This is a genomic window from Shewanella waksmanii ATCC BAA-643 (assembly GCF_000518805.1).
Taxonomy (GTDB): Bacteria; Pseudomonadota; Gammaproteobacteria; order Enterobacterales; family Shewanellaceae; genus Shewanella; species Shewanella waksmanii.
The window spans coordinates 98,652-111,709 of sequence record NZ_JAEH01000014.1 but is presented as its reverse complement, the minus strand read 5'-3'; the positions used below and the strand labels follow the sequence as shown (position 1 = coordinate 111,709).

The window sequence follows — 13,058 nt, the reverse complement described above, 5'->3', positions numbered from 1 at the left end:
CTGTTACCGCTCGACTTGCATGTGTTAGGCCTGCCGCCAGCGTTCAATCTGAGCCATGATCAAACTCTTCAATTAAAGTTTTGTTTGTTCGACTACGTCGAACTGCTCAATGGAATTCTACTGTTTTGAATTCACTTCGTTCATAAAGAAGTTGGTGAATTCAATAACTACATTTCTGTAATTACATATTGCTATGAACACTCACTATTTCTAGTAAAGAATCATTGAGTAAAATTTTTGATTACCCGCTTTACGAATAAAGAATGGTAATTTCGAATAACTCAACACCTGTGAGTGTCCACACAGATTACTTGATAAATTGTTAAAGAGCGTTAGCACATCTCGGTAAGCCCGAGTGGCTAGGGCTGCGTATTCTACGCTTTCCCTTGTTGGCGTCAAGTAGTTTTTTAAATAAAGTTTCAATTAATCAGTTTGCATTGCAAAAGAAACTTGAAGACTCTATTTCCTACATTACGCTACACTTTGCTTGCTACGTTTAGGGTAACGAGTTTAGTGCAACTGATTCGGTAACATTCGCTATACCGCGCCGTTTGCCGTGTCAGTGGGAGCGCATTATAGGGAGCGCAATTCATTACGCAAGTGCTTTTTTTGTTTTTAAGTTTCGCATGTCGATCTTTTGCTCACATTGCTGTTTTTTGTGTCTAAAAGGCTAATTTTGAGGCTATGAGAGCAACTAGACCTTGGTTATAGGTGTTACCCCAAGGTCACTTTTTCGTCAATGGACTAGTGTAATGGTAAATAATTCATTACCATATACGAGCTATTAACAGTTATTTATCAATTCTTCAGAGAATCTATTTATGCAAAAGCCATTTCTTATTGTTTTGATCATCGCCGTTGTAGGGGCGTTGGCACTTTTTCAAATCGTAGACGTTAATGCTGCTATCGCTTTTTTCACCGGTGCTATTATTGCTAGTGCAGTTTTTACAATGCAGCCATCAAGCGCAGCCACGACTTCAAGCAGTCAATATAAAGGCCCTACAATGACACTTTATGTTGGTAATCTGCCTTACCGCGTTCATGAGGGGGAAGTTAAAGAGTTATTTGGCAAGTACGGCCCTGTCAATTCAGTGCGATTAGTACGTGACCGTAAAACAGGACGCCGCAAAGGTTTCGGTTTTATTGAGATGTCAGAAGCTGGCGCTAAAAAAGCGATGTCAAAGTTAAACGAATTTGATTTCCAAGAGCGCACGCTAAAAGTAAGAGAAGCTAAGTCACAAGATGCCGATAAGTCAGAGAAAGCTGACACTAACGCATAATGATCTAGCTTACATTAACCAAGTGAATTTAAGACTGATGTGGCAACACCTGGCTAAATCCCCACTTGGTTAATGTCTTCATTAATTCTGGCTCAATTCCCTCTGTTGTAAAATACGCTTGTTTGCTACCTTGCAATTGCGTGTCCATCGCCTCATCACACAAATCGACCACTCTCGCGGCTATCGCATCGGATGAATCAAGCAGCGTCACTTTTGAATCCAATAATGTATTGAGCTCTGTCGCCAACAAAGGAAAGTGGGTGCAGCCTAATACCAAGGTGTCGATATCATCAGCAACAATAGGCTTAATAACAGCGTCCAATTGCTCTATATCGATTACTCGTCCTGCCATTTTTGCTTCAGCCATTTCCACTAATTCGGAGCTGCCATATAGGCCAACATAGCAATGGCCGGCAAAACGCTTAATTAGATCGTGGGTATAACTTCTTGATACAGTCGCAGGGGTAGCCAGTAATCCAATTCGTTTTGAGCTTGATGTCTGAGCAGCGGGTTTAATCGCTGGTACAACCCCTACTATAGGTATTGACGTTCGTGACCTTAATTGCGGCAGCAATATTGTACTGGCAGTATTACAGGCAATCACAATAATATCGGGTTGATGTTTAGCAATCATCGCCAGTATCAGCTTTAGTGCACCGCTAACTAATGCTTGTTCAGCAAGCTCGCCATAGGGCAACCTCGCATTATCAAATAGATAATAGTAATTGGCTTGTGGTAACCGTTGCTGAATTTTCTCTAATACGGTCAAACCACCAATACCTGAATCAAACACCAGTATATTCAAGCAAGCAACTCCCTATTCTCTATGACCCGCCATGCGGCTTAAAGGTGAAACGCTACCTTGCCCTTGTTAATCTTGCAGGTAGTTAATTTTGTCATCCTGATACTGGACTTAAATACTAGGTAGTATACTATTTGCGCCCCAAATAAGACGAACGGTGATCAGAAATGAATTTAGCAGCGATGGATCCTAGCAAGTATGAAGCACAACTAGAAGCAAAAAGTGCCAAGCTTCAGCAGGCTTTTAGTACTTTTGAAACCCCAGCGCTAGAAGTCTACAGTTCTGATAAAGCCCATTACCGTATGCGCGCAGAGTTTCGCGTTTGGCATGATGGCGAAGACCTGTACTACTACATGTTTGACAAAGCGCTCAATCAAAAAGTGCGTTGTGAACAGTTTTTGCCTGCTAGTGAGCTGATCAATCAAATGATGCCTAAGCTCATGCAAGCATTAAAGCCCAATCAAGTGCTGCGCCATAAACTATTTCAGGTCGATTTCCTATCAACACTTAGCGGCGAGATATTGGTGTCTCTGCTTTATCATAAGCAGCTAGATGAGCAATGGCAGCAACAAGCGCTTGCGTTAAAAGCAACGCTCGGTGAAGAGTTTAACGTTAACTTTATTGGCCGCGCACGTAAGCAAAAGATTGTGTTAGACCAAGACTTCGTAATTGAGAGTTTGCAAGTCAACCAGCAAACCTTGACCTACAAACAAGTCGAAAACAGTTTTACTCAGCCCAATGGTAATGTATCGATTAAGATGCTTGAATGGGCTATCGATTGCACCAAGAACAGCCAAGGTGATCTGCTTGAGTTGTACTGTGGTAATGGCAACTTCTCCATCGCGCTGGCACAAAACTTTGAGCGAGTATTGGCGACCGAACTGGCTAAACCCTCAGTGGATTCAGCGCAATATAATATTGCGGCCAACCATATCGACAACTTGCAGATCATTCGCATGTCAGCAGAAGACTTCACCGATGCTTTGGCAAAGAAACGCAGTTATCGCCGTTTAGAGGGAATTGATTTAGACAGCTATAACTGTGAAACCATTTTTGTCGATCCACCGCGAGCCGGTTTAGACGACAATACGTTAAAGATGGTTCAGGGTTATCAGCGTATTATGTACATCTCTTGTAATCCAGATACGTTAAAAGCCAACCTAGAAGTGCTAAACGAAACACACAAGATCACCCGTTTCGCATTATTTGACCAGTTTCCCTATACCGACCATATGGAGTCGGGTGTGTTACTCGAGCGTCGATAGTTCACTTGGTCACAAAAAAGGGTCCATCGCGGACCCTTTTTGTTAACGATTTTCCATTTTATGCTGCAAGGCTTCGGCGCCCTTAGCGACCATGCGCAGCTGAATAACTAATCTGTCGGCCAAAACCTTACGGTCGACTCGCTTCATATCTAAAGCTGCTGCACCGGCATTAAAAACTAAAGTGACTAAGGCTTCTGCTTGAGCACGAGCAAAATCAGGTGCTCTGCCAGCGGTTGCTTCGGTGTAATGCGCCAGTTCAGAGATAAAATGCTCAATTTCTCGCGCGACTGCCGCCCTAAAAGGTGCAGAGGTGCCAGAACGTTCATGGAGTAGAATGCGAAAAACGTTAGGGTTAGACTCTAATACTTCCATAAAGGTATCGACTGAGATACGAATCACACTACCGCCAGCTTCGGCACGCTGACGTCCTTTACGCATCATCTGGCGTAAGGTCAATCCACCTTCATCGACCATGGTCAGTCCCAGTTCATTCATATCTTTAAAATGACGATAAAAAGATGTCGGTGCAATATTGGCCTCGCGGGCCACTTCTCGCAAACTCAAACTAGAAAAACTTCGCTCAGCACTCAACTGATTAAAGGCCGCATCGACAAGTGCCCGCCGCGTCTTCTCTTTTTGTTGTGCTCTCACGCCCATCATGATCAACCTACTAAAATCCGCAATGTGCAAATCATACCTTCTTTAGCACAAAAACGCAGCCCAACTTGACCCATACTCACAAGCAAGTTAAATTAGCGTACAGATGTACGCTCAAAAAATTGATGTTGGAAAACTATAATGAAAAAACCACCGCTCATCTGGACCAATGTCCTGCTATTTGCCATCACTTTTGCTGGCGCCCTCATTGCCGTACCTTGGTATGCAATAACCATAGGAATAAGCGCAACCGAGTGGATAGCCTTTATCCTACTCGCCTTTGCCAGTGGCCTTTCTATTACAGCCGGTTACCACCGTTTGTGGTCTCATAAAACTTATAAAGCCCATGCTTCTATGCGCTTTTTGTTTGCCCTAGGCGGCGCTTTGGCGCTACAAAATAGCGCATTACATTGGTCATCTGATCATCGCGTGCACCATAAGCACGTTGATAACAATGACAAAGATCCCTATTCAGCTAACATGGGTTTTTGGTATAGCCACATAGGTTGGATGCTTAGGGAGTACCAAGCACAGCGCTACCACGATTATAAAAATGTTCGCGACCTGCAAAATGATGCCATCGTCATGTGGCAGCATAAATACTACTTACCTTTAATGCTGCTGATGAACATAGGTCTGCCGATATTGCTTGGCTGGCTCAATGGCAACATACTTGGCATGGTGTTGATTGCAGGATTACTGCGCTTAGTGGTGGTCCATCATTGCACATTCTTCATTAACTCTTTGGCCCATGTTTGGGGCTCACAACCATACACTGATAAAAATACCGCTCGTGATAATGGCATTATTGCCCTGTTCACTTATGGAGAGGGTTACCATAACTTCCATCACATTTTTGAGAACGATTATCGTAACGGCATTAAGTGGTGGCACTATGATCCAACCAAATGGCTAATTAATGCTATGGCCTTTGTCGGCTTGGCCAGTCACCGACGTGTGACCCCGCAAGAGCGGATAGAAAAAGCCCAACTGCAGATGCAGCTTCAACGCACTGAAAGCTCTATTAAACAGTTAGCGAACTATGATGAAGTGATGGAACGGCTTCACCAAGAATATGAGTTAATGAAAACCCAGCTTAGCGAATACTACAATGCTAAAAAGGCATTGCTTGAAGCCCGAAAAAGCAAACTGGCCAATCATCAGCTTGCTGCGCAAGTCATACAACTCAAAAAACAGGTGCGGGCACAGCGCAAAGCCTGGCGTGCATTCACCGCAAGTTACGCTAAATACCAAGTAGCGTAATCCCCCTAAAAAGCACAAATACTTAATTGACCGTATTGCACCGCGGTCAATTAAGTCTATGATGTTGAACAACAGCTATTTAGGATCAACATCATGGCAACTGCTCACATCAAACTCACCGAATACAGCCATGGTGCTGGTTGCGGTTGTAAAATATCGCCCAAAGTACTCGGCACTATTTTAGCTTCTCAGCTGCCAGTATTTGATGATAAAAACTTGCTAGTGGGCCACCAAAGCCGTGATGATGCCGCAGTGTATAAGCTCAATGATGACACGGGTATTATCAGCACCACTGACTTTTTCATGCCGATAGTCGATGACCCCTTTACCTTTGGCAGAATTGCCGCTACCAACGCCATTAGTGATATTTACGCCATGGGTGGGACACCTATGATGGCCATTGCGATTCTTGGCTGGCCGGTAAATAAACTGCCAGCTGAAATAGCCCAGCAAGTTGTTGATGGTGGCAGGCAAGCCTGTGCAGACGCAGGCATCATGCTTGCCGGCGGCCATAGTATCGACTCACCAGAACCCATTTTTGGCTTGGCCGTTACCGGACAAATTCCACTTGCAGAGCTCAAACAAAACAACACAGCTAAAGTCGGTGACAAACTCTATCTCACTAAGCCGATAGGCATCGGTATTTTAACCACGGCCCAGAAACAAAAAAAACTAGCCGAGGCTGACCAACATATTGCCCCTGATGCTATGTGCCAACTCAATAAACTTGGGCCACAAATCGCTAAACTTACCGGCGTCAATGCGATGACTGATGTCACTGGCTTTGGCTTAGCTGGACACCTACTGGAAGTCTGTCACGGTGCTGGCGTACATGCACAAGTCAATATTAAGCAAGTACCAGTGCTACCACGTGCAATAGAATATCTGCATATGGGATGCATCCCAGGTGGTACCGAACGAAATTTTGATAGCTACGCAGCTTATTTACCGCCACTCAGTGATATTGATAAAGCCTTATTATGTGACCCACAAACTAGCGGCGGACTGCTGATCGCCGTTAACGCTGATGATGAAGACAAATTGGTACAGCTGCTTAATACCCACCAACTACCGAGTCAATGCATCGGTCAATTGTGCGCACCAGATACCAGCAGTGTTATCGAGTTAATTTAATGAGCAATATTATCCCCAAGCAAGCATTTGCTCAGCTGCTTGCTAACGATCATCCACTGATCGATGTTCGCGCGCCCATCGAATTTAATAAAGGCGCATTTCCTAGCAGTCACAACTGCCCTCTTATGGTCGACAGCGAACGCCAAAAAGTCGGAACATGTTACAAAAAGCAAGGACAACAAGCGGCAATTGAGCTTGGGCATCGCTTAGTGTCTGGCAAGATAAAACAGCAACGAATAGACGCTTGGCTGAGCCACATCAGCGCGCAACCCAATAGTTACCTGTACTGTTTTCGCGGTGGATTACGCTCTCAGTTGTCGCAGCAATGGATCAAAGATAGCCAGATTGATATTGCCTTCATTGAAGGTGGCTACAAGGCAATGCGCCAGCTCTTAATTGAAGTCATCGCTAAGCCAACCAAACAGCCGTTCTACGTGCTAAGTGGCGCAACTGGTTGCGGTAAAACCGATTTGATTCAACAGCGTGCAGACGCCATCGATTTAGAAGCTATCGCTCATCATCGTGGATCGAGTTTTGGCCGTCGCCATGAGGCGCAACCTTCACAAATCAACTTCGAAAATCAGCTAGCAGTTGACCTGCTTAAACATGCACGACGGCAAGAGGCTTGTTTAGTAGTAGAAGATGAGAGCTTTTTGATTGGGCGCTCAGCCATTCCGCAGCCCTTTTATCAAAGAATGTTACAAGCCGAACTGTTAATACTTGAAGAAAATGAAGCTGCCAGATTATCACGGCTGCTTGATGAGTATGTGCACAAAATGCATCAAGGCTTTGTCAGTCGACAAGGTGAAGAGGCAGGGTTTGAGGCCTTTAGTCAGTACTTACAGCAAAGTATTCATAGTATTAAAAAACGGCTAGGTGGGCTGCAGCACGACCAATTAATGACCTTAATCAATCAAGCACTACAAACCCAACAGCAAAATGGCGATACCCAAGCACACCTCGCTTGGATTCAAATTCTGCTCACGCAATACTACGATCCTATGTATCAGTACCAGTTAGAAAAGAAGCAACGCCCCATCAAGTTCCAAGGCGATCAACACGCCATTGGCCAATGGCTAGATGAGCAACAAAGCCAGCAATAATTGCCCATACAATCATTAACGCAACCGACTTAAGGTCATCGTGACTTTTTGGCGCCAACTCGATTGAGCTTCAGTGCTATATTGCAATCTAAAACAGGGATTCTGCATTAAAAAACTCGGATCACGGATCAACAACTCAGACAGCTGCTTATCATCAATTAATATCATCTTGTGTTGCCGCAGCGCCTCTTTAACCTGCAAGGTTTGCTGGCCAACAATAATTGGCCGCAGTGAAATGGTCGACAGCAGCGCCCTTGGTATACGTTGCGCTTTCTCACTGACTAACAAGCACGCCCCTTCATAAGGCAAAATTACGCTATCAATACTGACCCGGTAGCGAAGCACACTGAGCAAATAGTGTTTAACCCGTACCCGAAACTCTAAATTGGCTGTAAAGATAGCCAGTCCAGCCAGCACGTTAGCGCAAGCTAAGGCTAAGAAAAGTTCACTAATTTGCCATTGAATCGCACCTAGCAGCACCATAGCAAGTATTGCTGAAATCACCATAAACAACGCGTTAAGTATATTGTTGGCAGCGATCATTTGAGCCCGCTGACTCGGTACAGCTCGCGCTTGCACAAAGGCGTATAAAGGTACGATATAAACCCCACCACTTATCCCAATACACAGTAGGTCGAGTAAAAGTCGGTAGTGATTGGGTTGAGAAAGAAAATCGCTCACCGACATTAATGGCTGCGCCGTCATAGGTGGTATCGCGTAATAGAGATCGACACCAAAAATCCATAAACCCAACAAGCCTAGCGGCACCACGCCAATTTCAACCCGCTGCCTTGATAACCGGGTACATAACATCGACCCTAGCGCAATACCCACCGAAAACAACACCAATAACAGCGACACAACTGTCGCATCACCGTTTAAATGTACCCGCGAGAAATTAGCAAACTGAGTTAAGTAAGTCGCCCCCACAAACCAGAACCAACTGATAGCGATAATGGCTATCCAAATTGCTGGCTGTTGTCGGCAAAGTGTCAAAGTCCGCAGCATGCCAGAAAAAGGCGCAAAAGGGACATCATCGACTTGTTGTACTGGCGGCAATGGCGGAATTTGGCGGCTATAAAATACCCCTAGCAAAGCAAACGCCACCACACTAGCTGCGGCAATAACTTCCGCATAGGATTGGGTCAATATTAGCCCCGCGCCAATGGTGCCAAGCAAAATCGACACAAAGGTGCCAACTTCAACCCAAGCATTACCTCGCACTAAATCTTCAGCGGTTAAGATTTGCGGCAACAATGAGTACTTTACTGGCCCAAAAAAAGCAGACTGCGTGCCCATAAGAAATAACAAAACCAGCATCAGCAAGTAGCTGTGGGTCACTATCGCCGCGGCAGCGCAAGCCATAATCACAAATTCTAGCAGCTTGAGTCGCCTTATCAGCAGCGCTTTGTCCATATTATCGGCCACTAAGCCGGCATAGGCTGAAAACAGAAAGAAAGGCAGAATGAATAGGCCCGCGGCCAAATTGACAAACAGATTGACATCAAACGGCAAACTACTGACTTGTGAATAGGTCACCATCAGTAGCAGCACATTCTTATAGACATTATCGTTTAATGCACCTAGGCATTGAGTAACAAAATAGGGAAAAAAGCGTCGCGATAATAACATGTTACTCTCACTGTCTATCTAACAAATAATAAAAAGCCATCCAACGGGATGGCCTTTAAAGAGTTAACCCGATTATCATCAGGAGATCAACAGTTCATCCCACGCTAAATGGGGCGAGCCAACCACGATAAAGTTGGGATTTTCTAACGATTCACGCTCATTGTAGCTCAGCGGTTGCAGGGTCAAATCCATAATTTGCCCGCCAGCTTCTTCGACAATAATTTGCGCCGCTCCGGTATCCCACTCACCTGTTGGGCCAATGCGAACATAACAATCTGCACGTCCTTCAGCCACCAAGCAGCTTTTCAATGCTGCGCCACCAAGCACCACCAAATCACAATGCTTACCATGATTAAACAACTTAAGGACTGACTTAGGATCTTGCCGACGACTAACAGCCAAACGTAATGACTGACTTTGCTCAGCGGTCAATTGTTTACTACTGATGCGCATGTCCGCACCATTGTCTCGTCGATAAGCGCCTAAGCCCGCAATGGCGTAGTAGCAAACATCTGTCATCGGTACATATACGATGCCCATAATAGGACGATTATGCTCAACTAACGCGATAATGACCGAAAAGTCGCCGCTACCCGCAATAAACTCGCCAGTACCATCTAAAGGATCAACTAACCAATAACGCTGCCACTCACAACGTTGGCTAAAGGGAATATCGGCATCTTCTTCCGACAGCACTGGAATATCTGGGGTCAATTTAGCTAATGAAGCCGTGATTATTTTATGGGCCGCGATGTCGGCTGAGGTCACCGGAGTATTATCTTGCTTGATCTCGCGATCGAAACTTCCTTCAAGGTAGATATCTTTTATCTCCTTGCCCGCTTTTACCGCGATAGCGATCGCTGCTTCAACAATCTCTTCTGGCTTCATAACAACTCCAACAGCCTATGACTACGACATAATATCAATTCGACAAAAATGCCAACTACTTTAGTTTTAGATGTTCTTGCGCTAAAAACAAGGCGCTAACACTACGAGATTCAGAAAAATCGTCTTGCTGCAGCAACTCTCGCCACTTTTCTAATGGCCAAGGCACCATCTCGATTGGCTCGGGCTCATCACCTTCTAAACGACTTTGATACAGATCTTCGGCAATGAAGATCTGCATTTTGCTAGCAAAATACCCCGGCGCTAAACTCAGCTCCATCAGATGGGTTAAGCGGTGGCTGCCAAAACCAATCTCTTCTTGTAACTCTCGGTTGGCAGCTTGTGCGGCAGTTTCACCGGGATCGACCAAACCTTTAGGAAAGCCAAGTTCATAACTGTGGGTACCTGCGGCGTATTCGCGGCCTAACAGTAGCTGCCCTTGATGCACAGGTACAACCATCACCGCACCACGGTTGTTGCCTTTCATACGCTCGTACTGGCGTTCAACCTGGTTAGAAAACCGCAAATGCACCTGCTCTATCTGAAATAAGCGACTCTTAGCGACCACTTCTGCGTGCAGTATTTCTGGCTTATTATCCGACATGACAGTCCTTGGTAAAATGGCTTTTGCTTAACAATATAATCTTACTACTATGTTGCTAATCCACAACTGAAAAATCAATACTCAATAGCTCTGGATAGCATAATATAGAAATCTATGCGGCAGTTAGTGATTTATCGAAACGCTTTTTTGGCTATACTGCCATCAAACTCCGCAGTCAGATTTCACACCTATGTTTCCATGGCAACAGATAGATACCGTACTACTCGATATGGATGGCACCTTACTCGACCTACATTTCGATAATCATTTCTGGTTGCGATTGGTACCGCAAACCCTTAGCCAACAGAGAGGGATCAGCCTCAATGAGGCACAGACATTGGTTGAAACCGCCTACGAAAAAGTCAGCGGTACTTTAGATTGGTATTGCTTAGATTATTGGCAAACTGAGCTGCAACTCGACATTATTGCACTGCACCATACCTTGGTAGACCGTATCGCACTACGCCAAGACAGCTTGCCCTTTTTGCAGGCCTTACAACAGCAAGGCAAACAACGGATTTTAGTCACCAACGCTCACTCCAAAAGTCTGGCGCTCAAACTACAACACACCGAACTACAAAGCGGGTTAGATGCCATGATTTCGAGCCATGAGACAGGTCACCCTAAAGAGCATCCGCACTTTTGGCAGCAACTCATTCAGCGCTTTGATTTAGATCCACAGCGTTGTTTATTTATTGATGACAGCGAAGTGATTCTCGCGGCGGCGAAAAAAGCCGGCATAGGCTATCAATTGGGGATCAGCAATCCCGATAGCCAAAAGCCCAATAAAGTATTTAGTGATTTTCCGGCAATCCACGACTACCAAATGCTGTTTAAAGAGTTATACCAATCAGTATAAACATTTAGTCACTCAGCGAGAGTTTAGCGGTACTGAGGCAAGGCAACGAGTGAAGAGCATAGTTGTTCTACGGTTAAACTCGTTAACACAGCATCAGAACCGCTAAAACTCGCCATTCTGGCGCGTTTTTGGCTACCTATTTCTGCGTTGATTAACCTCACAAGGGAGCAACCATTGTTTCAGTTATTCGCCTTGAATTAGTTTGCCAAAAGCGCGCTGAGTTGATCAAATTCTTATACTGATTGGTATTAATGGCTTAACCGATTGCAGCCAATAAAAAGGCTCCTTAAGGAGCCTTTTTCAATACTGATAATTACAAACCAGGCACTCGCCCTTGATAAGAGATGGGGTAATAGCCCTGGCTATCTTTTTTGCCAAGAAACGCCAACGCTTGCTTTAAGTCTTTAGGCTGCTGGTCCGTCTCTTTGACTTTGGCACTCACTTGCAATTGGCTATCTGCTTTTAACAACACATTACCTACAAAACCAAGCTGATTCATCGACTCATCAGATTGAAGTTTAACGTTGCCATCGACGCAACTTAAGCCAATTTCCATATCACCTAGCGGATATTGACCAAATTGGTTATTCACTTGAGCACGGTTAACAAATAATTTTCCGCTTAGCTGTTCACACCATGGTGTCCCTTGCGCGAGCTCATCAATAAATAGACTGATACTGCCATCGACTTCCGTTCTAAAAGGCAGACGGGTATTGCCAAGTAAAAATTCACTGGGCGCTTCAAAACGCAAACCTTGCGCATTGATGCCCCCCATCGATAACGACACATTGCCCCGACCATTTACCGCGGTGGCGCGGTTGCCAACAACTACGTCTAAATTAGCGGTCGCCATTAGCAGTCCCCATGGGGACAATTGCCACTGCACAGACTCAAGCTGGCGCTGCTGTACCGTTAAATTAGCAATACTGCCGTTCCAAATAGTCCCACTCACGCCTGACACTGCCACCGAGTTAGGTAGCGGAGCCAAAGATAACGCCAGTTGCGCCGGAAACAATACCAGCAAAAATATCAGGTAAATGAATACACCGATTACAATCTTTTTAACTAAACTCACAGTTTATTCCTACTACTGGCTTTATTTCGACAATTGAATACGACGAACCCGCACTAAGCCCGGGGTGTCAGCTTCGGCTAAATCGATACTGTCTAGCGATAAGCCTTTGTCTTGCACTAGGTTATTTAAGTAATTCAACAGGGCTTCAAATGGCACATCATCCATCCAGATCTGTACCCTATCGCCCTGCGGCTGCATACGCGTGATCTCTAATCCATACGCACCTGCTGCTTGGTTAACCGTGGCGCTGATGCTACCTGAGGCTTTCGGACGATTACCTGCTTCACGTAAACCCGCTATTTTGTTCGCCGTCTGCTTAACATAATTGAGGGTACTTTGTTGGGCCTGCAACGAGCGTTCGGCATTTTCTTCCGCATTCGCGATAGGGGTCCATACACCCCAATACAAAATACCTATCACCAAGACAACGGCACAGGCTGCAACCATCTGTTGCTCTCGTTGTACTAACCCGCTCCACCACACTTTAAGGTTTTCCATA

At 45.1% G+C, this 13,058-nt stretch carries 14 protein-coding genes and 1 rRNA gene; 6 read left to right on the top strand and 9 right to left on the bottom strand.

Annotated features, from left to right (window positions below; translation table 11 throughout):
• Positions 1-75 (bottom strand): 16S ribosomal RNA (locus L865_RS0108880); the annotation flags it as partial.
• Between the two features lie 746 nt (positions 76-821).
• Between L865_RS0108880 and L865_RS0108875 the strand changes: the two genes are divergently transcribed.
• A complete protein-coding gene (locus L865_RS0108875) occupies positions 822-1,280 on the top strand; it encodes an RNA recognition motif domain-containing protein (RefSeq protein WP_028772903.1) in 459 nt (152 codons plus the stop codon).
• Positions 1,281-1,308: 28 nt separating this feature from the next.
• Here the strand turns inward: L865_RS0108875 and murI are convergent, their stop codons facing one another.
• Entirely contained in the window at positions 1,309-2,085 is a 777-nt protein-coding gene (murI, locus tag L865_RS0108870; protein WP_028772902.1) for a glutamate racemase, read from the bottom strand.
• Positions 2,086-2,249: 164 nt separating this feature from the next.
• Between murI and trmA the strand changes: the two genes are divergently transcribed.
• Positions 2,250-3,347, top strand: coding sequence for a tRNA (uridine(54)-C5)-methyltransferase TrmA (gene trmA / locus L865_RS0108865; protein WP_028772901.1), 1,098 nt, complete (start codon positions 2,250-2,252; stop codon positions 3,345-3,347).
• Positions 3,348-3,389: 42 nt separating this feature from the next.
• Here trmA and fabR read toward each other — a convergent pair whose 3' ends face one another.
• Positions 3,390-4,004: an HTH-type transcriptional repressor FabR gene (gene fabR, locus L865_RS0108860; protein ID WP_028772900.1), complete on the bottom strand. Its 615-nt coding sequence runs from the start codon at positions 4,002-4,004 to the stop codon at positions 3,390-3,392.
• A gap of 141 nt (positions 4,005-4,145) precedes the next feature.
• On the opposite strand from fabR, the gene L865_RS0108855 reads away from it, so the two are divergent.
• From L865_RS0108855 to mnmH, 3 genes are all read left to right on the top strand, one after another.
• A complete protein-coding gene (locus L865_RS0108855) occupies positions 4,146-5,267 on the top strand; it encodes a fatty acid desaturase (RefSeq protein ID WP_028772899.1) in 1,122 nt (373 codons plus the stop codon).
• 93 nt (positions 5,268-5,360) lie between these two features.
• A complete protein-coding gene (selD, locus tag L865_RS0108850; RefSeq protein WP_028772898.1) occupies positions 5,361-6,401 on the top strand; it encodes a selenide, water dikinase SelD in 1,041 nt (346 codons plus the stop codon).
• The gene (mnmH, locus tag L865_RS0108845) at positions 6,401-7,504 is read left to right on the top strand and encodes a tRNA 2-selenouridine(34) synthase MnmH (protein ID WP_037470848.1); all 1,104 of its coding nucleotides are present in this window, start codon (positions 6,401-6,403) and stop codon (positions 7,502-7,504) included. Before selD ends, mnmH begins: the two co-directional genes overlap by 1 nt.
• 15 nt (positions 7,505-7,519) lie before the next feature.
• On the opposite strand, the gene L865_RS23465 is transcribed toward mnmH, so the two are convergent.
• From L865_RS23465 to nudE, 3 genes are all read right to left on the bottom strand, one after another.
• The gene (locus L865_RS23465) at positions 7,520-9,136 is read right to left on the bottom strand and encodes an MFS transporter (RefSeq protein ID WP_051484531.1); all 1,617 of its coding nucleotides are present in this window, start codon (positions 9,134-9,136) and stop codon (positions 7,520-7,522) included.
• 78 nt (positions 9,137-9,214) lie between these two features.
• Positions 9,215-10,024: a 3'(2'),5'-bisphosphate nucleotidase CysQ gene (gene cysQ, locus L865_RS0108835; protein WP_028772896.1), complete on the bottom strand. Its 810-nt coding sequence runs from the start codon at positions 10,022-10,024 to the stop codon at positions 9,215-9,217.
• Between the two features lie 55 nt (positions 10,025-10,079).
• Complete coding sequence (nudE, locus tag L865_RS0108830) at positions 10,080-10,625, bottom strand: ADP compounds hydrolase NudE (RefSeq protein WP_028772895.1); 546 nt, start codon at positions 10,623-10,625, stop codon at positions 10,080-10,082.
• Between the two features lie 190 nt (positions 10,626-10,815).
• Here nudE and yrfG point away from each other — a divergent pair, with 190 nt between their 5' ends.
• Positions 10,816-11,484: a GMP/IMP nucleotidase gene (yrfG, locus tag L865_RS0108825; RefSeq protein WP_028772894.1), complete on the top strand. Its 669-nt coding sequence runs from the start codon at positions 10,816-10,818 to the stop codon at positions 11,482-11,484.
• Between the two features lie 23 nt (positions 11,485-11,507).
• On the opposite strand, the gene L865_RS25480 is transcribed toward yrfG, so the two are convergent.
• The 3 genes from L865_RS25480 to L865_RS0108815 form a co-directional block, all read right to left on the bottom strand.
• Positions 11,508-11,645 carry a hypothetical protein gene (locus tag L865_RS25480; protein WP_157577499.1) on the bottom strand — a complete coding sequence of 46 codons (138 nt, stop codon included), beginning with the start codon at positions 11,643-11,645 and terminating at the stop codon, positions 11,508-11,510.
• Between the two features lie 152 nt (positions 11,646-11,797).
• Positions 11,798-12,559 carry a type II secretion system protein N gene (locus tag L865_RS0108820; RefSeq protein WP_028772893.1) on the bottom strand — a complete coding sequence of 254 codons (762 nt, stop codon included), beginning with the start codon at positions 12,557-12,559 and terminating at the stop codon, positions 11,798-11,800.
• 21 nt (positions 12,560-12,580) lie between these two features.
• The gene (locus L865_RS0108815) at positions 12,581-13,057 is read right to left on the bottom strand and encodes a type II secretion system protein M (protein ID WP_028772892.1); all 477 of its coding nucleotides are present in this window, start codon (positions 13,055-13,057) and stop codon (positions 12,581-12,583) included.
• Position 13,058: the final 1 nt, after the last annotated feature.

What these genes read in the sequence shown, in the direction of transcription:
- selD (WP_028772898.1), top strand. Translation starts at nt 5,361, where the DNA reads ATGGCAACTGCTCACATCAAACTCACCGAATACAGCCATGGTGCTGGT.
- L865_RS0108815 (WP_028772892.1), bottom strand. Translation starts at nt 13,057, where the DNA reads ATGGAAAACCTTAAAGTGTGGTGGAGCGGGTTAGTACAACGAGAGCAA.
- fabR (WP_028772900.1), bottom strand. Translation starts at nt 4,004, where the DNA reads ATGGGCGTGAGAGCACAACAAAAAGAGAAGACGCGGCGGGCACTTGTC.
- L865_RS0108855 (WP_028772899.1), top strand. Translation starts at nt 4,146, where the DNA reads ATGAAAAAACCACCGCTCATCTGGACCAATGTCCTGCTATTTGCCATC.
- yrfG (WP_028772894.1), top strand. Translation starts at nt 10,816, where the DNA reads ATGTTTCCATGGCAACAGATAGATACCGTACTACTCGATATGGATGGC.
- nudE (WP_028772895.1), bottom strand. Translation starts at nt 10,625, where the DNA reads ATGTCGGATAATAAGCCAGAAATACTGCACGCAGAAGTGGTCGCTAAG.
- cysQ (WP_028772896.1), bottom strand. Translation starts at nt 10,024, where the DNA reads ATGAAGCCAGAAGAGATTGTTGAAGCAGCGATCGCTATCGCGGTAAAA.
- L865_RS0108875 (WP_028772903.1), top strand. Translation starts at nt 822, where the DNA reads ATGCAAAAGCCATTTCTTATTGTTTTGATCATCGCCGTTGTAGGGGCG.
- L865_RS23465 (WP_051484531.1), bottom strand. Translation starts at nt 9,136, where the DNA reads ATGTTATTATCGCGACGCTTTTTTCCCTATTTTGTTACTCAATGCCTA.
- trmA (WP_028772901.1), top strand. Translation starts at nt 2,250, where the DNA reads ATGAATTTAGCAGCGATGGATCCTAGCAAGTATGAAGCACAACTAGAA.
- mnmH (WP_037470848.1), top strand. Translation starts at nt 6,401, where the DNA reads ATGAGCAATATTATCCCCAAGCAAGCATTTGCTCAGCTGCTTGCTAAC.